Annotated in this window: 20 protein-coding genes and 1 pseudogene; 6 read left to right on the top strand and 15 right to left on the bottom strand. The window is 64.0% G+C overall.

What is annotated here, in order from left to right; all coding sequences use genetic code 11:
* Window positions 1-107 precede the first annotated feature (107 nt).
* On the top strand, window positions 108-854 hold the full coding sequence (locus tag CXZ05_RS03280; protein WP_102971182.1) for a haloacid dehalogenase type II: 747 nt from the start codon (window positions 108-110) through the stop codon (window positions 852-854).
* A gap of 121 nt (window positions 855-975) precedes the next feature.
* Here the strand turns inward: CXZ05_RS03280 and CXZ05_RS03275 are convergent, their stop codons facing one another.
* Window positions 976-2151, bottom strand: a complete 1176-nt coding sequence (locus CXZ05_RS03275; RefSeq protein ID WP_102971181.1) for a serine hydrolase — start codon at window positions 2149-2151, stop codon at window positions 976-978.
* Between the two features lie 1507 nt (window positions 2152-3658).
* Between CXZ05_RS03275 and CXZ05_RS03265 the strand changes: the two genes are divergently transcribed.
* Window positions 3659-4441, top strand: a complete 783-nt coding sequence (locus CXZ05_RS03265; RefSeq protein WP_102971179.1) for a GntR family transcriptional regulator — start codon at window positions 3659-3661, stop codon at window positions 4439-4441.
* 51 nt (window positions 4442-4492) lie between these two features.
* Here CXZ05_RS03265 and CXZ05_RS03260 read toward each other — a convergent pair whose 3' ends face one another.
* The 7 genes from CXZ05_RS03260 to CXZ05_RS03230 all read right to left on the bottom strand — a co-directional run bounded on the left by CXZ05_RS03260 (window position 4493) and on the right by CXZ05_RS03230 (window position 12676).
* Window positions 4493-5734: a S8 family serine peptidase gene (locus CXZ05_RS03260; protein WP_102971178.1), complete on the bottom strand. Its 1242-nt coding sequence runs from the start codon at window positions 5732-5734 to the stop codon at window positions 4493-4495.
* A 46-nt stretch (window positions 5735-5780) separates the two neighbouring features.
* The gene (locus CXZ05_RS03255) at window positions 5781-7046 is read right to left on the bottom strand and encodes a S8 family serine peptidase (RefSeq protein ID WP_102971177.1); all 1266 of its coding nucleotides are present in this window, start codon (window positions 7044-7046) and stop codon (window positions 5781-5783) included.
* Between the two features lie 239 nt (window positions 7047-7285).
* The gene (locus tag CXZ05_RS03250) at window positions 7286-8143 is read right to left on the bottom strand and encodes a fumarylacetoacetate hydrolase family protein (protein WP_102971176.1); all 858 of its coding nucleotides are present in this window, start codon (window positions 8141-8143) and stop codon (window positions 7286-7288) included.
* 28 nt (window positions 8144-8171) lie between these two features.
* Window positions 8172-9353: an L-rhamnonate dehydratase gene (gene rhmD, locus CXZ05_RS03245; protein WP_102971175.1), complete on the bottom strand. Its 1182-nt coding sequence runs from the start codon at window positions 9351-9353 to the stop codon at window positions 8172-8174.
* On the bottom strand, window positions 9353-10396 hold the full coding sequence (locus CXZ05_RS03240) for a zinc-binding dehydrogenase (RefSeq protein WP_102971174.1): 1044 nt from the start codon (window positions 10394-10396) through the stop codon (window positions 9353-9355). The genes rhmD and CXZ05_RS03240 overlap by 1 nt, the downstream gene beginning before the upstream one ends.
* Window positions 10396-11730: an MFS transporter gene (locus CXZ05_RS03235; RefSeq protein WP_102971173.1), complete on the bottom strand. Its 1335-nt coding sequence runs from the start codon at window positions 11728-11730 to the stop codon at window positions 10396-10398. The genes CXZ05_RS03240 and CXZ05_RS03235 overlap by 1 nt, the downstream gene beginning before the upstream one ends.
* 130 nt (window positions 11731-11860) lie before the next feature.
* A complete protein-coding gene (locus tag CXZ05_RS03230) occupies window positions 11861-12676 on the bottom strand; it encodes an IclR family transcriptional regulator (RefSeq protein WP_102971172.1) in 816 nt (271 codons plus the stop codon).
* Between the two features lie 84 nt (window positions 12677-12760).
* Here CXZ05_RS03230 and CXZ05_RS23655 point away from each other — a divergent pair.
* A pseudogene (locus tag CXZ05_RS23655) lies at window positions 12761-13170 on the top strand (Wadjet anti-phage system protein JetD domain-containing protein).
* Window positions 13171-13331: 161 nt separating this feature from the next.
* Here the strand turns inward: CXZ05_RS23655 and CXZ05_RS03220 are convergent.
* From CXZ05_RS03220 to CXZ05_RS03195, 6 genes are all read right to left on the bottom strand, one after another.
* The gene (locus CXZ05_RS03220) at window positions 13332-13778 is read right to left on the bottom strand and encodes a hypothetical protein (protein WP_258006421.1); all 447 of its coding nucleotides are present in this window, start codon (window positions 13776-13778) and stop codon (window positions 13332-13334) included.
* 161 nt (window positions 13779-13939) lie between these two features.
* Window positions 13940-14176: a hypothetical protein gene (locus CXZ05_RS03215; protein WP_102971171.1), complete on the bottom strand. Its 237-nt coding sequence runs from the start codon at window positions 14174-14176 to the stop codon at window positions 13940-13942.
* A 125-nt stretch (window positions 14177-14301) separates the two neighbouring features.
* Entirely contained in the window at window positions 14302-15021 is a 720-nt protein-coding gene (locus CXZ05_RS03210) for a maleylpyruvate isomerase family mycothiol-dependent enzyme (protein ID WP_258006427.1), read from the bottom strand.
* An 81-nt stretch (window positions 15022-15102) separates the two neighbouring features.
* Window positions 15103-15717, bottom strand: coding sequence for a TetR/AcrR family transcriptional regulator (locus CXZ05_RS03205; protein ID WP_180987246.1), 615 nt, complete (start codon window positions 15715-15717; stop codon window positions 15103-15105).
* A gap of 239 nt (window positions 15718-15956) precedes the next feature.
* Window positions 15957-16964 (bottom strand): nucleoside hydrolase, encoded by a 1008-nt coding sequence (locus CXZ05_RS03200; RefSeq protein WP_102971168.1) that lies wholly within the window; start codon window positions 16962-16964, stop codon window positions 15957-15959.
* 33 nt (window positions 16965-16997) lie between these two features.
* A complete protein-coding gene (locus CXZ05_RS03195; protein WP_374754619.1) occupies window positions 16998-18431 on the bottom strand; it encodes an MFS transporter in 1434 nt (477 codons plus the stop codon).
* A gap of 142 nt (window positions 18432-18573) precedes the next feature.
* Between CXZ05_RS03195 and CXZ05_RS03190 the strand changes: the two genes are divergently transcribed.
* The 3 genes from CXZ05_RS03190 to CXZ05_RS23650 all read left to right on the top strand — a co-directional run bounded on the left by CXZ05_RS03190 (window position 18574) and on the right by CXZ05_RS23650 (window position 21470).
* Entirely contained in the window at window positions 18574-19419 is an 846-nt protein-coding gene (locus tag CXZ05_RS03190; protein WP_102971166.1) for a ribokinase, read from the top strand.
* Window positions 19420-20036: 617 nt separating this feature from the next.
* On the top strand, window positions 20037-20708 hold the full coding sequence (locus tag CXZ05_RS03185) for a helicase associated domain-containing protein (RefSeq protein WP_258006420.1): 672 nt from the start codon (window positions 20037-20039) through the stop codon (window positions 20706-20708).
* A gap of 636 nt (window positions 20709-21344) precedes the next feature.
* Window positions 21345-21470: a TraM recognition domain-containing protein gene (locus tag CXZ05_RS23650; protein ID WP_374754618.1), complete on the top strand. Its 126-nt coding sequence runs from the start codon at window positions 21345-21347 to the stop codon at window positions 21468-21470.
* Between the two features lie 72 nt (window positions 21471-21542).
* Here the strand turns inward: CXZ05_RS23650 and CXZ05_RS03175 are convergent, their stop codons facing one another.
* Entirely contained in the window at window positions 21543-24509 is a 2967-nt protein-coding gene (locus CXZ05_RS03175) for an Eco57I restriction-modification methylase domain-containing protein (protein ID WP_102971164.1), read from the bottom strand.
* Window positions 24510-24574: the final 65 nt, after the last annotated feature.

The raw sequence follows: 24574 nt of genomic DNA, 5'->3' as shown, positions 1-24574 counted from the left end.
CGCACATATCGAAAGGGAATGGGATGGCCCGTCGCCATCCCATTCCCTTTCTTTTGGCGGCTTGCTGACAGACTAACGGTCAGAGAAACCAGGGAAGGAGACAGGACATGGCGTTCCAGCCGTACCGCTCACCATCAACCGGGTGCCAGGTAGGCGCCGTCCTCTTCGACACGTTCGGCACGGTGGTGGACTGGCGCACAGGCATTGCCCGGCAGGCGGCCGCCTTCGCGGCGGCACGCGGGCAGGACCTCGACGCCGAGGCGTTCGCCGATGACTGGCGCGCCCTCTACCAGCCGGCGGTGGAGGCCATCCGCTCCGGATCCCGTGAATTCGCCACCCTGGATACACTCCACCGCGAGAATCTGGACCGAGTTCTCCGCCGCCACGGCTTCAATCCGGACCGGCTTGACCCACGGACCCTGGAGGAGCTGAACAAGTCCTGGCACCGCCTGCCCCCATGGCCGGACAGCGTCGAGGGCCTGGCCGCCATCCGCCGCCGATACATCGTGGGCCCCCTCTCCAACGGCAATACCTCCTTGCTACTAAATATGGCCAGGAGTGCGGGCCTGCCGTGGGATGTGATCATCGGCTCGGACCTGACCCGCACCTATAAGCCGCTGCCCCAGGCTTACCTGCGAACAGCGGAAGTCCTGGATCTCCGGCCCGGCGAAGTGATGCTCGCCGCCGCCCACAACAACGATCTGCATGCTGCCCGGGAGGTGGGTCTGGCCACGGCGTTCATCGCACGCCCCACCGAGCACGGTCCCGGCCAAGCTGCAGACCTGGCACCGGAGAGCAACTGGGACCTCGCGGCGTCAAGCATCACCGAACTCGCCCGCGGGCTTGGGGCCTGAGCAACAGGTTTGCCAGGGACCCCGGGGCCCGCCAACCTTGCTACGACCGGAATCCGGCGAACCCGTCTTCTTTCAGCGTCTGTTTGTTGATCTTCCCGAAGTACGATCTCCGGGGTTGGGCTCAGCCGGCGGGCACGCAGAGCCTGTCCAGGGTCTCGTTGAGGGTGGATTCGATCTGGCCGTTCAGGAGCTCACGCTTGCTCTGGCTGGATTCGTCCTCAAACTCGGTGGGCATCGGTGGCGTGGTGACGGTCATCGCGGCCTGGTAGCGCCCATCGCCGCTGCTGACTGCTACCGTCTGGTAGTCCCAGAAGGAGCCCACGCCCTCGTGTCGTGACTCGATCGAGCATCCGTCCGCGTGCTCCCACAGACCCAGCCCGTACGGGGCGAAGCCCGGACTGGTCTTCATCTCCCGCAGCGACGCCGCAGAGAGAGCCCGTCCCTGGAAGAGGCCCGCCATGAAGTGGTTCATGTCCGCCACTGTCGACACGGCCCCCGATGCCGGAGAGCCGACAGAGAAGATGTTGTCTGTGGTGTCGATGCGCTCACCGCGGAGGGTAACGTAGCCGTGCAAAAGCCCGGTCTCGTGCGGGTCGAGACGGTCCATGCTGGTGTTCTTCAGCCCGAGCGGGTCAAAGACCTCCTCACGCATGACCTGGACGAAGGGCTTGTGCCGCAGTGTCTGGATCAGCAGGCCGAGAGCGAGGTAATTCGTGTTCGAGTACGTGAAGGACCCGACGCTGGACGCGGCCCAGGAGAGGGTCCCTGCTAACTTAACGCCCCGCTCCATGGTCAGCGTCCGGGAAAGAAGGGGACGGAAGTCAACATCGCGTGGCAGGGCACCGTTGACCTCGGGCATCCCTGAAGTGTGGCTGAGCAGCTGCCTCACAGTGATCGGACCCGGAGGCTTTAGCGCGGCCTTGAAACCGGGAATGACCTCATTGACCGGGTCGTCGAGGCCGATGAGGCGATCGTCCACGAGCTTGAGCACAGCCACGGCCGTCATCGTTTTGGTGACGCTGGCGATCTTCACCCTGTCCGTCGGCTGCGCCGGGGTCATGGACTCCAGATCGCCCACCCCGTAGGCCTTGGACCACTCACCACCGGGCCACCGGATTTCTACGACGGCGGCCACCGCGCCTTGATCCATGAATAGCTGGACCTGCCGCTCCAAAGGACCGAGGGGATCCGGCGCGGTTGGTGACGGTGTGGTGTCGTCTGTGGTGTAGGTACATCCGGAGACAGCGAGGACGACGGCGAAGGCCGCTCGCCTCCAGACGTGATTCTTCGTGCTCATTGCGGGCCATCCGCTCGGGACGAGTTCACAGATGCTTGGCCGCCTGCGGCACCACGTCCGGCCAGACCTGCCACGGCGCCGTCGCCCCAGCACCTCAATCGTAAGGCGGGCGCTCGTCATGGGGAAGCAGTGGTCGGGTCCGGCAAGGCTAGGCGTCCAGGGGTAGCGACTGGTCCCTGTTCACCCCGAAGCTATGAAGTATATGGATCCAATGAACGCTGGCAGGGCTGCGAGCACGGCCAGCCCAAGGAGGGCTCTACCGGCCCACTTGTATCTCCTTGAAGACCAGCTATGCGGGCTCGGCACGACGGCCGACCAGAAGATCACCAGCAGTGCACCGACGGCGATCAGGATTGCTGCCGGCGGAAATACCAGGCTTGTCAGGAGCGGGAAGTGCGCCTTCGCAGTCTGGCGGGTCTGCAACGGCAGTCGCTGGCTGCACCAGCCACCCGTTGCTGCTGCGAGGGCACCCACCAGCACGGCGAGGACCTGCCAGCGGCCCGCCTAGCCTGCCTGACGGAGGCCAGCGGTGGATAAGCAGAAAAATGAGGGATGCTATGAAGCCGGCCGGCAGCCCACCGAATAGCAGCAATCCCACCGTCCCGTGCAGGCTGGGAAGACCAATAGTCGCCTGAGCTTCTGTCGTCTGGCCTTGGGCAGAGGCGGGTGAGGCATGGCCAGCACGCGCATGACCAGTCGGCCACCGGGCCAGGCAATGAGCAGCGCAGGGACGGCGGCAGCGAAACACGCGAGGTTGGCCCACCAAAGGTACCGTTGCAGCGCCTTGTTCTGTCCCTCGCTCCCGTCCGAGGACGGGTCTGGATCATCGTCGTGCCTTGGCGGCCGAACCGGGGCGCCGCCCCACAGAACGATGAGAACGGTACCTGCAAGCAGGAGCAGCGCGGAGCCCAGCACGATGAACGCAGTCATGGTAGCCCGGCGATGGTGGGGTCAGATACATCGTGCGGCATGGGCCCCTGCCGAACAGCCGGTATTACGGCGGCGAGTGTCGCCAGACACGGCGGAACGGGATACAGCGATGCGGCGGCAGCCAAAAATGTGGCCGGAAGTGCCCGTAGGAACATCCATCCGGCCCACCGGGGAAGGAGCTCGTGGGGCCGAGTCCACACTCCAAGGAGCAGGGTTCGCACGAGCACTGACAGGAACCCGAGCAGGAATATTAACCACGCCCAAATACGGGCGTTATCCGCCTCGTAGGGCAGATGGCTGGAGAACCTGAATTCGGCCACGTTGCCGGCCATCATCAGCGCAAACCCGATCACTATGGAGACTGTGGCAGTGAGTCCCAGAGAGGGCTCCGCTCCAGTCCTGAAGCGCAGGAACAGGCCGACGAAGCCGCAGGCCATGAAGAGGTCCCACGCTGAAGTGTTCGGGCCACTGAATGTTGCACTGAACAAGGTTTCCACCATTCTGCAACTACCTTGTCCAACAAACATGTAGGACTTGCTACGCTGGAATTCCCAAACAAGAGCAAGCGAGGCATAAAGTGCACGAGGACGCCGTCCGGTTCCTGTCCCAGCCGGTGGAGGCCCAGCCCGGCTCGCCGCTCCGGGTCGCCGTCTACTCACGGATCGCCGAAGCAATCCGCAACAACCTGCTTACGCCCGGCTCCATGCTCCCCACCGAAACCGACCTCGGCACCGACATGAAGGTCAGCCGCACCGTGGTCCGTGAGGCCCTGATGCTGCTCGAGGAGGACGGCCTCATCCGCGCCCGCCGCGGCGTCGGCCGGTTCGTCTCCGACACCCTCCCCCGCATCGGCATCGAACGCATCCGCCCCTTCGAGGAGGTCCTCGGCGGCCCCGGGCACCAGGTCGAGATCAAGCGCATCCAGGTCGAGAAGCAGCCGGCCTCCGAGTTCGTGGCCCCCGGCGTCGGCATCGAACCCGGCAGCAACTGCTGGCTCTGGGAATCCGTCCTCATCCGCGACGGCGAGCCCATCGCGCACCTCCAGGAGAACATCTCCGCCCTCCCCGTCAGCTTCGCCGGCGGCACCGCCGCGCCGTTGGACATAAAGGACGACGGCGGCATCACCTTGCTCACGGCGCTCAACACGGCGGCGGGTCGGGGGCTGGGGCCGGGCGAGTGCCAGATCAGCCTGAGCCAGGTCGGCCCGAGCCGCACCAAGCTGCTGGACCTGCGCGCGTCGGATCCGGTCCTCGTGCTGACCCAGTACGTGCGGCACGCCAACCGGCCCTTCTACCTGGCCAAGTGCCTCATCGCGGACAGGGCAGGCCACCTCTCGGTGATGCAGTCACTCCAGTCTTAACGCAAAGACGCCGCCAGCTGAGTGGGCGGAGTCTTTTAGCTAGGGCTCCGGCTAACGGACGGCTTTGTCTGCGTTCACGCGGCCATGCGCCCAGTAGGTGCCCGTGCCGGAAATCGGGTCTGCGGTTGATTCGACAACTGCACGGATAGAAGTGTTGGTGGCGCCAGGGTGCGAGGCCCAGGCAAGCGCGGCGGTCGCAGCGACGATGGGCGAGGACATGGAAGTGCCGTTGCCGACGTCGTAACCGAAAGAGCGCCCGTTCTGCGTTCCGAGGACGAACGGGTGGTTCGGGAACGTCGAGTAGACGTTAACTCCGGGCGCTGCGATGTCCACCCAGCTGGCTCCGTAGGTTGAGAACGATGCTTTGGCGTCATTGTTGTCGGTGGCGGCGACGGCAATGACGTTGGGGTATGCGCCAGGGTAGATCTTGGTCTGGTTAGCACCGTTGCCTGCTGCGGCCACGAGCACCACACCCTTGCTCCACGCTTTATTGACGGCAGTTTCGAGAGTGCGCGACGCCTGCACTCCTATGCTCATATTGATGACCTTCGCGCCATTGCTGACGGCCCAGTCGATGCCCTTCGCAAGGCCCGAGCTTGATCCAACCCCGCTGTCATTCAGCACCTTGCCCGCCAGGATCGTGCAGCCCGGGCACACCCCGGCGACACCTACTGTGTTGTTGGAGGTGGCGGCCACAATGCCGGCCACATGGGTGCCGTGGCCGTAGTTGTCTTCGCTGGTTGTCGCACTGCTGAAGTTGGCCCGTAGTACAACCTTCGGGTTGATGTCGGGGTTGTCGGTTGCGACACCCGAATCGAGTACAGCAACCCTGATGCCGCTGCCTGTCGTGACGTTCCATGCTTCGACGGCGTCCACATCAGCGTCCGCTTTGCCCGCGGCTACGGTCAGCGTGTTGGCGGTGTTGGTGAATGACTGGCCATTGTTTTGCAGGGCGTACTGCCGGGGGAAGTACTGGTCAGCGGTCGTGGCAGTAACCAGTTCATCCGGCTCGGCGTACTCCACGGCAGGGTTGCGGCTCAGCCCTTCGATGAGTTGGCGTTTCTTACCGGCCGGTACTTTGACAAGGTGAGCGCCGGTGCTCCCGATGCCAGTGCCCTCGCTGAGGCCGTTCTGGCGCAGTACACCCGCTGCCGCGCCCTCGTCGCGGAATTTGACGATGATTTGTCCCGCGACCTGTGAGGAATCGGTCGCGGCATTACTTATTGCGGCCGAATTAATCGCACCAAACGCCATGACTGCCGCTGCGCAGCTGGCTATAAGAAGTTTTTTCATTTGGTTATCTTGCCGGAACCTGCACTGGCTGGATAGTGTCTGCCCGTCATGGCTGATCGCAGACACCAGCCACAGCCTTGCACGCGTTCACGCGGCCATGTACCCAGTTGGTGCCAGTGCCGTCAATCTTGTCGGCGGTTGATTCGACGCTAGCGCGGACTGATGTGTTTGCGGTGCCGGCAGGCGTGCTCCAGACAAGCCCGGCAACGCCGGCGACCACAGGTGAAGCCATTGACGTACCGCTGGCGATGTCGTACCCCATGGAGCGGCCGCTCGAACTGCCAATGACGAACGGGTGCTTCGGAAAGGTCGAGTACACATTGACGCCGGGCGCTGCCACATCCACCCAGTTTCCGTAGGTTGAGAAGGAGGCTTTGGCATCGCTGTTGTCGGTCGCCGCGACCGCAATGACGTTAGGGTAAGCGGCCGGGTAGAACTGGTCCGGAGTACCGGCATTGCCGGCCGCTGCCACGATCACCACACCTTTGTTCCACGCATCATTGACGGCAGCCTCGAGTGCCTGAGATGGAGTGCGCTGCCCGAGGCTCATGTTGATGACCTTGGCGCCGTTTTCAACCGCCCAGTTGATCCCGTTCACAATGGCTGATGTGGAGCCGGATCCGCTGTCATTTATGACTTTGCCGTCAAGGATGGAGCAACCGGGACATACACCGGAGACACCAGTCGTGTCCTTGGTGGCGGCAATAATTCCGGCCACGTGGGTGCCGTGCCCGTAGTTATCCTCACCTGTCACCGCAGTACTGAAATTGGCGCGGGCAACAACCTTCGGCGAGATGTCGGCGTTGTCGCTGGCGACGCCCGTATCGAGCACGGCAACCCTAATCCCGTCACCGGTGGTGACGCCCCAAGCTTCGACCGCGTCCACATCGGCGTCGGCTTTGCCCGCGGCCACAGTCAGCGTGTTGTTGGTGTCGGTAAATGACTGGCCCTCGTTCTGCAAAGCGTATTGGCGAGGAAAATAGTCGGGGTCGGGTTCATCGGCAGCGGCGGTGACCAGCGCGTCCGGCTCGGCGTACTCAACGGCCGGGTTCCGGCTCAAAGATTCGATGAGCTGTGATTCCTTACCGGCCGGCACCTTGATGAGGTGCGCGCCGGTGCTGCCGATGCCAGCGCCCTCGCTGAGGCCCTGCTGGCGTAGCAGGCCAAGTGCCGCGCCGTTGTCCCGGAACTTGACGATGATCTGGCCCGTGACCTGCTGCGGCTCCGTTGCCGCGTTGCCGGGGACAGCTACGGTGATCGCGCCAAGACCTACGACAACTGTGGCGAGGCTGGCAAAAACAACTCTTTTCATTTGGTTATCTTGCTTCAACCTGGCCCGCCCACCTAGTGTCTGCCCGAAGATTACCCCGAGTTTTTGTCCAGATATCGTGGCTTGAATCGTGCCAAGAGGACGACAACTGGACAAAAACTCGGGGGTTGGGCTGAATTTAGGCGCCGCCGCACCCTGAAAACGGACGACGGCGGCACCACCTTGCGCATTGCCCTCACCCAACGTGGCAGGCCGTGACGCGGGCGGCACCCAGGCTGCAGTTACTGCTTCGTGTAACTGACCAGTTTCTGCTCCTGGCGGCCCAGCTTCTCGATGCTGATCTCCATGCGGTCACCTTCCCGCAAGTACGGGAACTTGCCGGAAAGCGCCACACCCTGAGGCGTCCCGGTGTTGATGATGTCACCGGGTTCCAGGACCAGGTACTGGGAAAGATGCCAGATGATGTGGGCCACCGAGAAGATCATGTCCGAGGTGTTCGAGTCCTGCCTCGTTTCCCCGTTCACGGCGGACCGCAGCCGCAACTGCTGCGGATCCCCTACTTCCGCGGCGGGGACCAGCGCCGGACCCAGCGGGTTGAACGTGGCGCAGCACTTGCCCTTGGACCACTGCCCACCAGAGTGTTCCACCTGGAACGCCCGCTCGGATACATCGTTGCTGACCGCGTACCCGGCAACATAGTCCAGTGCTTCCTCGGGAGACTCGAGGTACGAGGCGCGTTTGCCTATTACAACGGCCAGTTCCACCTCCCAGTCCACTTTCACGGCTCCGGGCGGAATCACCACGTGGTCAAAGGCACCAACCACGGTGTTGGGGTGCTTGAAGAAGAGAATCGGGACCGACGGCGGGGCGTCACCGGATTCTGCAGCATGGGCGGCGTAGTTCTGGCCAATGCAAAGAACCGCCCCCGGCCGAGCGACTGGTGCTCCGATGCGCAGTGATGCCGCGCCTTCAAGTTCCGGTAGGCCCGCCGTGAGTGCATCGCGGACCCTGGCGATGCCGTCGTTGGCGAGAAAGCCGCCGTCGATATCAGCGGTCAGGGACCGCAGATCGAAGTATTTCCCGCCTTCCCTGGCGACCGGCAGTTCCTGCCCGGGTTCGCCCAAGCGCATGAGTTCCATTATTCGTTTCCTTGCTTGTAGAGGATGGTCAGTGCGTGTACGGTCGCAGTTTTTCCAGCTCCGGGTTCAGCTCGACGCCGAAGCCCGGGGTTTCAGGGACCTTGAGTTTGCCGTTGACCGGGACGGGCTCACCGAGAAGCATCGGCGAGAACATGGGGACGATCTCCTCAGCAGTCGGATGCATCATCAGGAACTCGGCGAAGGGGCTGTTGGTCCGCGTGACCACGAAATGGTACGAGTACACGGACGATCCGTGGGGAATGACCAGCGCGCCGTTGGCGTCGGCCATCGCCGAGATCTTGGTGAGTTCGGTGATGCCGCCGCACCAGCCGACGTCGGGCTGGATGATGTCGGCGCAGTCCATGTCCAGGAGCAGTTTGAAGCCCCAGCGCGTGGCTTCGTGTTCGCCTGTAGTCACCAGCATCTTGGGCGGAACCTGCTTCTTGAGCTTCGCGTAGCCCCAGTAGTCATCCGGGGGAAGAGCTTCCTCGATCCACTTCAGGCCGTACTCCGCCGCGCCGTGCGCCAGCCGGGTGGCGTAGTCAAGATCAAGTGACATCCAGCAGTCGAGCATCAGCCAGAAGTCGTCGCCCACCTTCTCCCGCATGTCCCGGATCATTTCCAGGTTCTTGCGGAGGCCCTCCTCGCCCTCGGCCGGCCCGTGGTGCAGGGGCATTTTGCCGCCGATGAACCCCAGCTTCTTGGCGATGTCCGGGCGCGCGCCGGTGGCATACATGGTCAGTTCGTCCCGGACCGGCCCGCCAAGGAGAGCGTAAACGGGTTCCTGGCGGATCTTTCCCAGCAGGTCGTACAGCGCCAGGTCCACGGCACTGATGGCGTTGAGCACCACGCCCTTGCGGCCGTAGAAGAGCGTGGAGCGGTACATCTGGTCCCAGATCTTTTCAATGTCGGTCACCCGGGCGCCCTCGACAAAACGCGCGAGGTGCTTCTCGACGATAAAGGCACCCAGCTCCCCAGCCGTAGTGACGGCGAAACCGACCGTGCCGTCGTCGGCCTCGATCTCGACGACGAGCGTGCCGAGGACATTAAGCCCGAAGCTCTGGCGGGACTGGCGGTATTCCGGGTAGACGGACATGGGAGTGGCGATGTGGTCGTCGATCCAGTGCCCGGCGTCCTGGTCGTGGTAGTCGGCGCCGCCGCCGCGAAGGGTGTAGGCGCGGACGTGGCGGATGCGGTTTTCGATGCTCACTAATTGTTCCTTGCTGAGTCGAGGCGGACGAGGACTTTGCCGGCGGTGCCGTCGGCCGAGGCGAGCCCGGCAAAGGCAGCGTCGGCGTCGTCCATGGACACTTCACGGCTGATGAGTTCGGCCAGGACGGGCGATCCCTGGTCCACCCAGGCCGCGGCGTCACGGAAGTCCTGGTTGTTGTAGCAAAAGCTGCCCACGATCTCCCGTTCCTCCGTGGAGACGCGGTAGGCGTTGAAGGCCAGTTCGGGCGAGCCCATGCCCACCAGCGAAACGACGCCGCCGAACTTGGTGGCCTCCAGGGCACCTGCGATCGTGGGCCTGATGCCGACGGCATCCACGGTGGTATCGGCCAAAGTTCCGAAGGCGGCCCGGACCTGCTCGTCGAGCGGCCCGGCAGCAGGGTCGAGGGCTGTCGCGCCCAGGCGCTGGCACAAAGCCCGCCGGGCCGGGTCCATCTCCGAGACGAGGACCTGCCCCGCCCCTTCCTGAATCGCAGCGAGGACGACGGACTGGCCGATGGGCCCGCCCCCGATCACCAGCACCTTTTGTCCAGCGCTGATCTGGGCCCGTCGGACGGCGTGGAACGCAACGGCCAGGGGCTCGATCAACGCGCCATAGACGATCGGGGTTTCGGCGGACAGCGCCACGACGTTCGGCGCGGGCACCGCGACCTGCTCGGCGAAGGCCGACACGATGGACGGATTCACGCCGATCACGGTTCGTTCGGGGCAGTGCTGCTGCTGGCCGGCGTCGCACGCTTCACAGGCGTTGCAACTGATCAGTGGGTTGAAGGTGACCGGCTGGCCAACGGCCAGGCCGTAGGCATCCGCCCCGGCGCCGAGGGCCGCGATGCGTCCCACCGTTTCGTGCCCCATGACCTGTCCCGGGACGCGCCGCCCGTTCTCGCCCGTGTAACCGTGAATGTCCGATCCGCAGATGCCGGTGGCGACGACGTCGATCAGGACATCGCCAGGGCCAACCATCGGTTCATCCCGGTCCACGACCACCAGCTGGTGGAAGTCTTTCAGTTCAAGGGCCTTCATCAGTGCACTTTCTCTTCGGTGGGCTGCCTAAGCGGCGCGGTGTCAACGACCTTGCTGATCCGGTGGCTGTTGTAGAGCAGGACGGCACCGAGCAGTGCCGTGAAGGCGAGCAGGAAGAGTCCTGCCTTCGGGCCGAAGGAGGATTCGGCCCAGGTTTTCGCGATGGGGGCGACGAAGCCGCCCAGGCTTCCGATGGAGTTGATCAGTGCGATGCCGCCTGCAGCGGCAGCTCCAACCAGCATCGCCGTCGGCAGCGTCCAGAACACCGGCTGCACGCTGATGAACCCGGCAGCGCCCAGGGACAGCGCCGCCAGCCCCATCAGTGGGTTGTCGGTAAGCGCGGAGCCGAAAATGCCGACGGCGGCGGCCGTGAGGGAGGCAGCCGCCACGAGGCGGCGGCGTCCGGTCCGGTCGGCCAGGCGGCTGAGCAGGAACGTGGCGATCATGGCAATGCCCCAGGGCACCGCAGTCATCAGACCGACGCCGAGTCCCACCTTGCTGCCTACCAGCGCGGCGATCTGGGTGGGCAGGTAGAAGGTCACGCCGTAGACGCTCATCTGGATGGTGAAGTAGATGACGCAGAAGTACAGGACCTTCGGGTTGGTCAGGGCCCGCAGGGCGCCCTTTGGAGAGTGGTCCGACTTGCCCTGCTCCTCCGCGTTCAGGGCTGCAATCAGTGTTGACCGATCGCTCTCGTTCAGCCACTTGGCATCGGCGGGGCCGTTGTCCAGGTAGGAGAACGCCCAGATGCCGACGGCGACTGTGAGGGCGCCCGTGGCGACGAACATCAGCTGCCAGCCCTGGAGGCCGCCCAGGCCGTCGAGGTCCAGAAGCAGGCCCGAGAGCGGTCCGCCGAAGATGAAGGCGAGGGGCGCGCCGAAGTAGAAGAGGCCGTTGACGCGGCCGCGGAACTGGGTGGGGATCCAGTAGGTCAGGTACAGGATCACGCCGGGGAAGAAGCCTGCCTCCGTGATGCCGAGCAGGACCCGGAGGAGGTAGAAGGACCATTCATTCTGCGCAAACATCATGAGCGCCGAGACGATGCCCCAGCTGATCATGATCCGCGCCAACCAGATCTTGGCGCCGAGCCGGCGCATCAAAATGTTGCTGGGGACCTCGAGGGCAGCGTAGCCGAGGAAGAAGATGCCGGCGCCCAGCGCGTACGCCGCGTCCGACAGGCCCGTGTCGGCCTGATAGGCCGCCTTGGCAAACCCGAGGTTGGAGCGGTCAAGGAACGCCAGGATGTACATCAGCAGCAGGACCGGAATCAGCCGCCGGGTAACTCGTCGAATGATCGGGGCCAGCGTTTCGCTGGTGGGAGCCTGTTGAGACAAAGTAACTCCTCATTGAGTTCATGAGCATGAATTGGAGTTCAAGAATGTGAACAGGATGAGTATGGCACAGGTCACCCTAGGCAGCAACAGTTACTTGATGGCCTCTCTGAGGCAGGGCTCTAGAACCGGTTTAAGACGCCTTCACCGGTGCGGCCGGCAATGCAATCCCCGGCTCACGGACCCCCAGGAGAGCGCGGATTTCCTGCGCTGCTCCTGCCAGCGGCCGCAGGATGCTTCCCGGCCACTCCTCGTCCGTCCGTAGGGTCGGCATCGTCACCGAAAGTGCAGCGTTCATTCCTCCGCCGGCCTCGCTGGTCAGCGGAACGGCCACGCACCGGCAGCCTTCGAGATATTCCTCATCATCCAAGGCGAATCCATTGGCTTTCGCGTCGGCGACCAGTTCCGCCAAGGCTTTGACGTCCGTGACGGTCTTGGCCGTCAGCCTCGGCAGCGCCACGGAACTGAGCCGCTGCTGTGCGTCCTCGGGTTCGAGCATGCTTAGCAGCGCCTTGCCGATTCCGGTGGCGTGTGCCAGAAGGCGCATTCCTACCGAGGACCCTAGCCGCATGCCGCTGGAGGCCTGGCTGATGGCGATGTACACGTTCTCCACCCCATCAAGGAGCGCCAGTTGAACCGTCTCCCCCAAAGAACTGGAAAGCCGGTCCATGACTGGCTTCGCGACGTTAGCCAGGGTCTGGTGTCCGGTGTACAGCTGGCCAACCTGCCAGGCCCTGAGTCCCAGCGAATACTGACGGTTGGCTGTATTGTGGTCCAGCCAACCGGCCGAGCACAGGGTGTTCAGCAGTCCATGTGCGCTGGACCGTGGCAAACGGAGGCCCTCGAGGATCTCAGTGAAACTGGCCGACCCTTTCCCCGCCACGAATTCCACCACAGCCAGGGCCCGGTCCGCCGACTTCACTGTCGGGTTGGTCCGGTCTTCGTTCATGTCTGCTCCCGAGATTGATGCAGCCCGCCGTCGTTAGGCTCAGAGCGGGCTAGTTCGCATACATGAATAGTAGGCCCCGGTGCCGTGCAGGCGCGAAAGCATTCTCGCGGAGATTCCACTGACGGACGACGGCGGGGCGCTGGCCGCCGTCGAATAGCTCACCGCCGCGGCGCTCGGGACAAGACGCTGACCTACAAGGACACTGGCACGGCGGAGAGGGACATCGACACCCACGGGTTCCGGATCTTGGACCAGCTCCGCGCCGTTCATCCACACGTGGCCAGCATGCTGATGGACGAGGAGACGCTGCTCGCGCACAGCAATGCCTGGGGAAAGGACCATCGCCGTCGACGGCCGCGCTGACCAGGCTAACTCCGGAGGAAGCTGCCCTCTACGAGTCGCTTATCAACAGCAGATACGGCCCATCAGTCCGCCTCGATCAGGAGCTGATCAACTGGGACTGGGCCCTCGAGCGGCTTCGCCCCGGTGGTTGAGCCTGTTGAACCCGGTAGTTGTGCGGTAGCGCAGCTGGCTATGACAAGTTTTTTCATGGCTATGTTTGCTCGAAGCTGCACTGGCTGGATAGGGCGGAAAATGGATCTACTGCGGCTTCATCGTCCTATTGACAGTTCGACGGTCACCCGGGGGCGTATTGTCAATGAACGGGACCTGGGCGACATACTGCCGGAAATAGCTTTACTGCGTCCTCCGGGTCGAGGTAACCAAGGTCCAGCGCCACCTGCAGTGCGCCCAGCTGTGCATTGCATGTTTCTGCGGCGCTGACCTTGGCTGCAACCGAGTGAGAGGCCGCAAGGTTTGTCGTCAATGCAGCGACGCCCGACAGGAGAACCGCTGAGAGGCAGAGCATCTGCCACACTGCTGATGACTCCTGCAGGGAGAAGACGCCTTGTAGAGCTGATGTGAATCTTGTCCCGCCAAACGCCGGCCCGGCTGTCAGGATGGCGGCGAGGACGCTGCCCCAGACACTGATGTTTGTGAGCCTGTTTCGGCGTGGCCGTTCGCGGCGCAAGTAGGCGCTGATTGTCGCCTCTTGTTCTTCAATGCGGTCGGACAGTCTTTGACGGGCTTCTGTCTGCTTCATTCCCCTTTACCAGCTTTCGTAGATCGTAATGTCTGCGACGCCGTGGTTACGGTTTCTCTGATGCATGGCTAGGCGGGGCCAGGAGCAACCGGCTAGTTCCTGATGTGCTGTCGCCCCCCAGTTGCCTGTCCCGGAGTGGGCGATGATCCACTACAGGGTGCCTACGTCCACTTTCTTCCTTCCGAGGAAGGAGAGTCGTTGATGAGTCCCCATTTTTTCCCTCCTCCTGTAATGGATTCTCCGACGCCCGCCGCGTGGCCGGTTTCGTTGATATAGGCGCCCTGAAGGGCGACGACCCCGCCGTTGGATGAAACCTCCGTCGCCTGGACGGACCCGGGCGTAGTGCCAGCAAAGCTGACGGCAGAGAGGACCATTGCAAGGCTGATAACTGATTTCATGGTGACTTTCCTTGGATGGGGGCGCCCGGAATTCTGGGCGCAGTGGATGGAGCGGTGCCAGTGCCAGTGCCGGTGCCGGTGCCGGTGCCGTGGCATCGGACATGGTTCAAGTGCGGTTGGCTGCCTCAGAGTGGCAAAGGGTGCCGGAGCACGCCGTGGGGCGTTCCCCTGCCAGCGAGGAGGCGGCAACTTTCGATGGCGTCGATCTCCAAACGGTCGCTCCCCGGGCTCCCCGCGCGGGTGAACATGCCACCTGCCGGACCGGTCAGCTTCAAGGTGAACGGTTCCGTGTGGCGGGTCGCCCATTCGGCGACGATGTCTTCGACGATCCGGCCGTCGTGGTCATGGGTCGGGCCCAGGTCTCGGCCGGTCGCCCGGCAGATGTCAATACGGTGCATCCATACGTCCCGGGTGAACCCAATGTCGAAGAGGTACCCCAGCGGCTGCCATCCGAAGTCGACCCCGTCCATCTCACCCAGAGGCAGGAGCCGAAGGCCCCGGACTGCGGCTGGTATCCGTTGGCGGGCCCTGAGCGCCGCGCTGGAAGCGGACCCCCAGCGTGACGGAATGCCGGCGGCAGTCAGGTCTCTCCGGTTCTGAAGCTGGGCCTCGTTGACCCCGTCGACCCAGTGCCGGCCGCCAATTTGTGCGGTGAGCTTCCGTCCCTGCCAGACCTGGCGCAAGAACTCCACGGACGAGGACTGTGCCTCCGCGGAGGCAATGACATGGACAGCGACATCCCGCACTGTCCAGCGGGTGCAGTCGGTGGCCTTCTGCCAGTCTGCGGAGCTGAGTTGCTGCAAGAGGACAAGAAATCGCCGATTTTCCTCTGCAGTGATTTGCATGGCTTCGCCGTGTGCGATCCGGACGACCGCTGCGACGTCTGTAGGAACGATGTCCGCCGGCATGGCGATCCCTGCCTTCGCTTACGGCGGCTCAGACCTGGTCCGGTTCCGCCTGTCCAGATATTCGAAAAACATGTCAAGAACAGTGTCCAGCTGTGAGACCCAGCGGGAGCCACCTGGTTCATTCGCCAGTTGCTGGTTGGACAATCCGGCCACGAGAGCGGTGAAGATGTCGACGTCCGACGGAGCCGTGAGCCCGGCCTCGATGAGTTTCAGGGAGTATTTCTCCTGCATCTTCAAAGCTGGCGCATACGCTTCCGCGGACGGCTCGAAGCCCGGAATGGTGCGTTGAAAGATGAGCTGGCTTTGAATCGGGTGGGAGACCCCAAACTCCAATACGGTTCGTGCGAGCATCCTTGCGCCGTCCCGGGGTGATTCCGGGTAAGGCACATGATCGACCGTGTTGAGCAGTGCACCAGCGGCTTCGGCGAACATTGCGTCGATCAGTGCGTTCTTGGAAGGGAAGTAGGAATAGAGGGACGGCTGGCGCAGCCCTACCCTGCGGGCGACCTGAGTCAGCGATATGGCGGACAAACCCTGGGCCTCAGCCTCAGCCCAAGCCGCCTGGATGATTTCGCCGCGTCGGGCAGCATGGCGGCCCGGGCGCGGGTCCTGCGGTTTAGCCTTAGCCTCCACAAGACCTCTCTTTGAAAGTGTTATGGGTTAAGCCTACGACCATCTCGCCTATTGTCAATAGTTTTCCTATAGGTCATAGGGAAACTGCCCGACCTGTCCGGCCCTCCACCTGAACGCCGCGATGTAGTCCCGCCAGTCTTCACCCCACGGCCCCGCCCTGGAGTTTTTGTACAGGTATCACGGCTTGGACCGAGCCAGACGCGGGTTATCTGTACAAAAACTCCGGGCGAGGGACGTGGTCAGGCGACCGCTGGCACCTGGTCCGCGGACTGGAGTGCCGCCGTCGTACTTCCATAGAATGCCAGCAGCGTCTCCACCAGATGCGGCGCGAAGTCGCCTTCAAGCGACAGCACCACGCGGCAGCGGGCACCGGGCTGCTCTGGGTAGTCCATGTACAGCCCGCGGAGGTCGCAAACGGTCTGCCCCCGGCCCGGACCGGACGTGGTGTCAACGTCGACGTGCACCACCGGCGCAACCGCGGCGGTAACAGAGCCAACCGCGAGCGCCGCCGCGAGGGGGTCGTGCATGGCGGAGCAGGCCCGCCCGAAGATGCCCTCGTAGAACCGGAAGTAGTAGCCCAGCATCTCCCCCAGCGCCCGCGGCACGGGACCGGACGAGGCCAGCAGTTCCTGCCGGTGGTTCTCCTCCAGCACGTTGGTCATGGTCACGTCCAGCGGCACCAGAGTCACGTTCCAGCCGGCGGACAGCACCAGGGCGGCGGCCTCAGGGTCGTTGGCGATGTTCGCCTCCGCCACGGGGGTGAGGTTCCCCGGGGCCAGAGCCGCGCCGCCCATGATGGTGATCTCTGCGACCAACTCCGGCAGGGAAGGCTCCAGCCGCAGCGCCTCGGCGACGTTGGTGAGCGGGCCAATGGCCAGGACCCGCAGGGTGCCGGGGTGCTCGTGCGCGAGCCGCACCAGCATCTCCGGTGCGCTTTCGGACGCAAGTTCGGCAGCCGCCGTCGTAAGCTCAACCTCGCCGATGCCGTTGGAGCCGTGCACCCACGGCGCTCCCCCGCCGAAGGATCCAAGAAGCGGGTCGTGCGCGCCGAGGGCGACGGGGATGTGCGCGTGCCCGGCGAGCTCGAGCAGGTCCAGGGTGTTGCGGGCGCCGACGGCGGCACTGACGTTGCCGCTGACGGCGCCGATCCCCTGCACGTCCGCCTGCGGGGAGGCGAGGAGGTAGGCCAGGGCGAGGGCGTCGTCGATGCCGGTGTCGCAGTCGAGGTAGAACGGGTGGCTGGTCATGGGAGTGGTCCTTCTTTCAGTCAGGGGAAAGGTTTAGAGGGATTCGCCCTTGGGGGCGGCGACGAAGAGGCTGACGATGAACGCGGCGGTGGTGATGCCCACCGAGATCCAGAGGGCGGTGGCGTAGCCGGCTGAGGTCGCCTGGGCGGCGAACGGGGCAACAATTACGACGCCGAGGCTCGCCCCGATGCCGAAGGAGGCGCCGTTGATGCTTGGCAGGGAAGCGGGTGCTTCCTTGGGCGAGAGCAGGACGGAGAGTCCGTTGATGGCGGTGAGGAACAGGCCGTTGTAGAAGGTGCCGAGGGACGCGACGGCGATCATCACCGCCACTTGGTTGCCGGCAAACAAGGCGGCCGCCACGGCGCAGGCCAGGCTCAGGGCGGTGCCGGTGCGGAGGGTCTTGATCCAGCCGCGGCGGCCGGCGAGCCAGCCGGCCAGCGGGGCGGCGAAGACGCCGATGAGCGCGGCCGGGGTGAGGAACAGCAGGGCGGAGAGGGACGGGCTGAGCCCGAAGCCGGAGCGGGCGTCCTGGCTAAGCAGCACCACGGTGAAGTTCATGACGGCGAAGATGCCGGCGAGGGTCAGGACGGTGGTGGCGATGACGGGCCAGACCTGGCGGGAGCGGAGGTGGTGGACGGCGATGAGCGGGTGGCTGCGCCGTTTCTCGATCATCCAGAAGGCGGCGAAGGACACAATGGTGCCGGCGAGCAGGGCCAACGTGCCGGGCGCGGTCCAGCCTGCGGCCGATCCGCCGGAGACGAAGTAGGTGATGAACACCAGGAACACTGAGAGCGAGCCCGCACCCCACCAGTCCATGGCGCCGCGGACGTGCTGCGGCCGCCCCTTGGGGACGGTCTTGAGGATGCAGCCGGCGGCGACGGCGGTGAGCACCAGGACGACGGCGAAGATGGACCGGAAGCCGAGCGTCTCGGACATCAGGCCGCCGACGTAGCCGTCCACTCCCCCGATGCCGCCGTTGATGGCGGCGATGATGCCCACGGAGGTGCCGAAGACGCGCGGCTGCAGGTTTTCGCTGAGCACGATGTAGGACAGCGCGAAGACGGCGCTGGACACGCCCTGCAGGAACCGGCCGGCGATCAGCAGCGGCAGCGTGGGGGCCGCAATGCAAAGGATGGTGCCGGCGCCCATGATGGCCAGCACCAGCAGGAGGGCGGCCCGGCGGCCGATGAAATCGCTCCACCTGCCGATCACCGGGCCCGCGATGGCCCCGGCGAGGAAGAACATGGACTGCACGGGGGCGGCGGCGTCAGCGGATTGGCCGAAGCTGGCCGCGATCTTCGGCAGCGCCGGGGTGACCATGCTGGCGTTGAGCTGGAAGGACAGCACGCCGAGCAGCAGGGTGGAAATGAGCAGGGCGGCGGGACGGCCGGCAAGTCTGTTCACATCGGTTTCGCTTTCGACGGCGGTGGGCGACGAGGTGGTGGCGCTGGCTGGGGTGTTGTTCACATCAAACTCCATTGTTCTCTGCAGGTGGTCCTGCGGATGGGAAATCAGTTGTTATACAACCATGTATGACGAACAAGTACAACCATGCCGTACACTATTTCCTAATTCAGCCGCCCCTGGCTCGACCTGATAGGACTTCCTTATGAGCACTCAGCTTCCTGCCGTCACCGTCGTCGGCAGCATCAACCTGGACATCATCGCCACCACAGACCGGCTGCCCACGGCCGGGGAGACCATCGGCGGCGGAGTGCTGCAGCAGCAGCCCGGCGGCAAGGGCGCCAACCAGGCCGTGGCCGCCGCGCGGCTCTGCGGGAGCGCCCGCATGATCGGTGCGGTGGGCGACGACGCCCAGGGCCGTCTGATGCTCGAGTCTCTTTCCGCCGCTGGCGTCGACACGGCGGATGTAGCCGTCGTCGACGGCGACGTGACGGGTACCGCGCTGATCGTGGTGGACCGCGACGGCGAGAACCAGATCGTGGTGTGCCCGGGGGCTAATGAAGGGTTTTCGCTGGAGGGCGTTTCGTTTGCGCCGGACGAGACGGTGCTGTGCCAGCTCGAGGTCGGGCTGCCGGTGGTGCTGGAGGCAGCCCGACGTTCCTCCGGGTTCTTCGTCCTGAACGCCGCCCCGGCCATGGACCTGCCGGCCGAGCTGTTGGAGCGGTGCGACCTGGTGATCGTCAACGAGACCGAGTACGAACTGATCCCGGCGCTGGCCGATGCGAAGCTTGTCGCGGTGACCTACGGGAAGGACGGCTCGGCGATGTTCGAGCACGGCCGGAAGGTGGCCGAGGCGCCGGCTGCTGCAGTGACGGTGGCGAACACGATCGGGGCAGGCGACGCGTTCTGCGCGGCGCTGGTCCTGGCGCTTCGTTCTGGGCTTTCCCATGAGCGTTCCCTGGTTGTCGCCAATGCCGTGGGGGCGGATGCGGTGGGTGATCCTTCGTCGCAAGCGGCCCTAGCCCCGCTGACACATTACGTAGAGAAGTAGGGTTCGCACACGCCCTGCATTGTCGCGGACTACGAATTCCGAACTCACCGCGATAGCTCGTGGCAGGATAGTGGCGTGACCACCAAACTTCGGGGCAAGGCACGGAACGCCGAGTGGGCACTGATGTATCGTCTGTATGGTCATGGCCCGGACAGACGTCAGAAAGCGGAGCTTGTCGAAGCGGCATCGGCCACCGTCGGCTACCACTTCGGCGTGGCACGGAGGATTGATCCCGGCCTGCAGGCTGAGCATGACGCCGCAGTGGTTAGGAAGCCCTCAAGAGTCACGAGGCAGATGGCGCGCCCTGGACCCAACAGTCCGCCGAGGAGCGAAGCGGAGTGGGCGCCCGAGTGGGTGCAAGCCGAGCCCCGCGAGCACGGTAACTCTCAGAAAACGGTCAATGAACTCTCAAGGCTAAGGCCTGCAGCGCAGAGTTGTCTTATCCCCAGGGGCCGCAGTCTTGGACACGTTGTAGGCCCAAGCACCGGGGCCGGCTGCTCCGCCATGCAGCCGGCCCCGGCGGAACTGCCCCCCGCACACTCGGCTTGCGCCGCGAGTTGGTGGACGCGGCCGTTCCCAGGGGACGTCCCGGGCCGGCTGGGTGGCAGGATGGTGCCGTGACCACCAGGCGGCATATGGCGGCTCCGAACGCGGAGTGGGTGCTAATGTACCGGGGCGGCTTGACCCGCTCCCGGATCGCCGCGCTCACCCGGGCACCGCCCTCGACCGTCGGCTACCACCTGGCCATGGCACGGGCCGCGGATCCGGGGCTGCAGACCGCCCACGAGAACGCCGCCAGCACGCGGGCACGTGTCAGCGTGCAAGGGGTCGCGCGGATGCGCCAGCTCGTGGCCATGGTCCAGGAAACCGGCCGCTACCCCTCGCGCACCTCCCCTGCCACCGACGAGCGGAGCTTGGCGGCGTGGCTGGAGCGGCGCCGTCACGACGCCACTGCCGGGACACTCGCGCCTGCCTACCGGGACGGACTGGCAGTGCTTCCCGACTGGCAACGGCCGCCCCGGCCGGTGGCCGACGAAGTCCGGTGGCAGGACCGGTTCGCTGCCCTTGTCCGGTACCGGGCGGCCGGGCACGACTGGCCCCGCCACAAAACAGTTCCCTCCGGGGAAGAACACGACCTCGGCCTCTGGCTTCACTCACAGCGCCAAAAGGCCCACCGCGGCGACCTCCACCCGGCCAAAGCACAGGCCCTGGATAAACTGCTGCCGGGCTGGCGTGCGGGACGGCAACGCGGCCGCAAACCCAGGAACGGCAGCGGCAACAGCGACTGACCCACCCACACCGACAAGTGGTCGGTGCAAACGCTCCGGTTTGTCCGTGATGAATGCCTCCTGGCCGGAACCGCCGGATATCCGGCAATTTCCGCCCGGGAGGACCGCCCCCCGCCGCCATGGCCCTACTCCCCCGGACTCCGCTCCACCGCTGCTGAGCCCCTGAAATCCTCGGCGGCCAGCCACCCCGTTCGGCGCGCGGAACTCAGGTCGTGTCCACAGTTGTGGACACGACCTTCCCATCAGACAGGTGCACACCTGGTTGGCCGACCCAAGCGACGACGCCGCCCTGCCGATCCTGATGGACCACGGCTTCGTTCAGACCGGCAACGCGGTTCAGGGCGAAGTCAACCTCCACGACAAACAGCGCGGCGGCATCTACGGAACGGCCCTGCAGATGGCCTCTCCTGCCTCACCAACCGCCAGGTCTCCCGCTGGGTCACCCCGCAGGGCCCGGCAGATAACCGGCCGCAGTTCGACCCGGCTGCTTTCGTCCGATCCGAGGGGACGCTGTACAGCCTCTCGAAGGAAGGCAAGGGAACCGCCGGTCCTCTGGTGACCGCCCTGACCGTGGCGACCGTTGAAGCGGCCTAAGAACTTGCCGTCCACTCCTGCGGCGGGCGCCTCCAAACGCCCATGATCGGCGTCCTCGACGAGGCAGCCAACGTCTGCCGGTGGCGCGAGCTGCCCAACATCTACAGCCACTACGGCTCCCGCGGCATCGTCCTGATGACCATCCCCCAGTCCTGGTCACAGGGGTAGACATTGTTTACGCGTCACTACAGAAGCGCTAGATAAGTGCAACAGTCCCTCGTCGCGGATTCGGAACCAAGATCACCCAGCTCCGAGAACGCGCGCAATGAGGTCGCTATCCAGGTGGTAGGCGTTCGAAAGGACGGTCTCGATTTCGCACGCCAGCAATGCGCGACGTTCGGTCATGCTTCTAACAATCGCGCTGTCGTGCTCGCTCCGCAGTTGGGTCGCGAGACCGCGGAGCTCTGCGGCACGCGTTTCGATATAAGTCTGTTGCTGTTCAGTCAGTTCAGGCACAGGAATCTCTTTGAGAAATTCTTTGCGGTGGACAGCGTATGAGCCCCGGAACTTCTTGCCCTTCACGGCGACCATCAAATCGACTACCGGGTGCGAGACTATGGCCTGGATGACGTCGATGGAGTACGGGCAGTCAGGCCTGGGACGGAGGAAACCATAGGGACCGCCGTCGCCACCGCCAGGGGCAACGAAATCAGCTTCGTCGAGTGCATACCTGGGAATCAATGACATCACCCGTGCGATGAGTTTTGGGCCCCTCAATTGGCTCAACGACTGCGACCTGCCGTAGGCCCAGAATGCATCACCTGGATTCGGGGTTACGTTGCGCTGCTGCTGCAGTTTCATCCTGTGCCGTTGGAAGTATGCATGGGCTAGCGGGTAGTAGGTCCGCATGTCATCGGCTGATATGAGTTGGGCGCGGCCCGTCTCGTCGTTGATGTCGTATGGGAAGATGGCGAACCGGTCAGGGGTAGGTTGGCCGTCGATAAATTCGATCGTCTGGTCTTTGACTGCCGGACGGACGAGGGCCCGTTCGATCGATGTAGGAACGCCGGTCTTATCGATGAACTCCACGACATCCCCGTCAAAGCCCGTCAGCGGGCTGATGAAGTACCAGTCATCGGCACTCGTCTGGACTCCCACGAAGATGTGCACCCATCCGGGGTCGCCGAGCTTGGCGACCCTGTACGCTTCGAGCTGTTCAAATAGCTTGGTCTGATCCGCTGTCGCGAACGGCCAGGTTCCGGCCCCCAAGTCACCGCGTTCGATCTCGATCCTGGTCGCGACTCTATTTTCCCGCCAATGCTCAAGATCACTCACCATGTCGACGGTCACCGGGTCATCTGACTTGGCCCCGGCGATGATGATCGCTGTATACGTGGTTCGACGCGGAAAGACCTGCTGCTCGCCGAAATGCACCATGTACTCAAGATGTGTCCCGAGTTTGAGTCGAACCCCGCTGCCGGAGAGGTGACTGGTGAACCGATTCGGCACAATCATTCCTAATCGGCCGTTCGACGAAAGTAAGCTCAGTGCCCTCTCGATGAATACGAGGTAAAGATCGAAATTGTTCGCCTTAGGCGCCTCGTATCCGGAACCGGGATGTTGCATGTATTCCAGCTGGTCCGGGAGGTGCCTGGCCAACTCCTGAATTCGGACGTAGGGAGGATTGCCAATGACAGCATCAAAACCATGACGTGGGTAGCGTTCTCCCATCGCTGCCCGCAGGTTGAGAGGACTCGCCTGAGCCCGACGATGCGGGACGCGCGCTGCGCTGGGAACCAGCGCGTCAAAATCCTCCCGCACGACACTATTGCCCGCGACTATGTTTTTGCCGATATCGGGCAGCACGCTACGTGCGACCACCATATCAACGCGCTCGTTGCCCAACACTGCGAGCAAAAGACTGAGCTTCGCGACCTCTACGGCAGCCGCATCGATATCGATCCCGAAAAGGTGGTTACGGACAAGATCTCCTCGTTCAGCCAAGGAGCGGGTTGCCCCCGAGGATTCAGACGCCGCCAAGACCCGTTCAAAAGCGTCGAGGAGGAAGACGCCGCTTCCCACCGCGGGATCAAGAATTGTCAGATTTACAGGGACGCCCTGGGCGAGCAGCGGATCGAGGGTTTTCTCTCCGATCTCACGAACTATGTAATCCGGTGTTGCAACAACGCCGCCGGCATGAGCGAGTTCCGGCTTCAGTTCAAGTCGTACCCTCCTAAGGTCGCCGAGTACGACTCTTTCCGCCAAGTACTGCTCGTAAACGCCGGCAAGGATGGTGGGATCCAGGATGCCGAAGGCGAACTGGGTCCGCGGCCAGTACATCTCCTTCACGACGTCTGCGATTGCAGTTTCGCTCACTCTGGTTTCGTTAAGCACGGTGAACAGCCCAGCGTTGAACGCTCGGTCCGCCTCCCGGAAAGACGCGACGATCCGGCTGGACGTTGCCGACTCGAGAAGGTCCTGGTAGCGCCCGATGTCCCGGTCTTCGCAGACGCGAAGGAATAGCAACGCGTTCAGGACGCTCTGCGTTCGGCGACCAATCTCAGCGGCACCCCAGTCAGGCTCTCCGTCGGCGATGGCTTGCGCGAGCGTCTGCCGCCACTTCCTGAACTCGCCCAGGAAACGTACATCGAACGGCGACTCGCCGCGTGGTGGACGTTTGTAGTCGTAGACACCTTCTAATCCTTCTTCGGTGAGCGACTCGTAGGAAGCCAGCCGCCAGAGGTCATCGAACCGCGTGACGTATTCCTCAAAAGTAAATCGTCCGCCAGGTATTACGGCGATATCTGCGCTGTCCACCTCCTGAGGTTCGATTCTGGTGTCGAATAGAACCAGTTCATCGAAGTTCGTAAGCATGGCGGCGGGAAGCGACAGTGACCAGCCGTAGGAACGCGCCTGCCTGGCTGAGGAAGCATCAGTGGAGATGTGCACGGACGGCTTCTTGGCCTCGACCGGCATCGTATCATTGCCGTCGAGACGGAGCCGATAGTCCGGTCGGCCGAGACCGCCCTCCGCATCGGCTCCTGTGCGTTCCATCACAACTTCAGCGGCCCGCTGGGGCAAACCGCCGTCGTTTGAGACATCCCACCCTAGGGCCCGGAGCAGTGGGTCGATGTAGCCGACGCGAGCATCTGTCTCAGTGTAGGAAGAGCCGGGCCTTGTAAGCTCTGGGGCGAGGTGTCGGTAGCGCTCCACGAGCTCCCTCACCAACGCAAGCCCCTCAGGCTTGGAAACTCGTGTAAAAACCATACTAAGTAGGGTACGGGCTCGCCACGCAGGGAGCGGATGTCACACGCAGGGCCATAACAAGGCAA

It is taken from the genome of Arthrobacter sp. AFG20 (genome assembly GCF_002892795.1).
Taxonomy (GTDB): domain Bacteria; phylum Actinomycetota; class Actinomycetes; order Actinomycetales; family Micrococcaceae; genus Arthrobacter.
The sequence above is the reverse complement of the archived record's forward strand: the minus strand, read 5'-3'. Positions and strand labels throughout refer to the sequence as shown.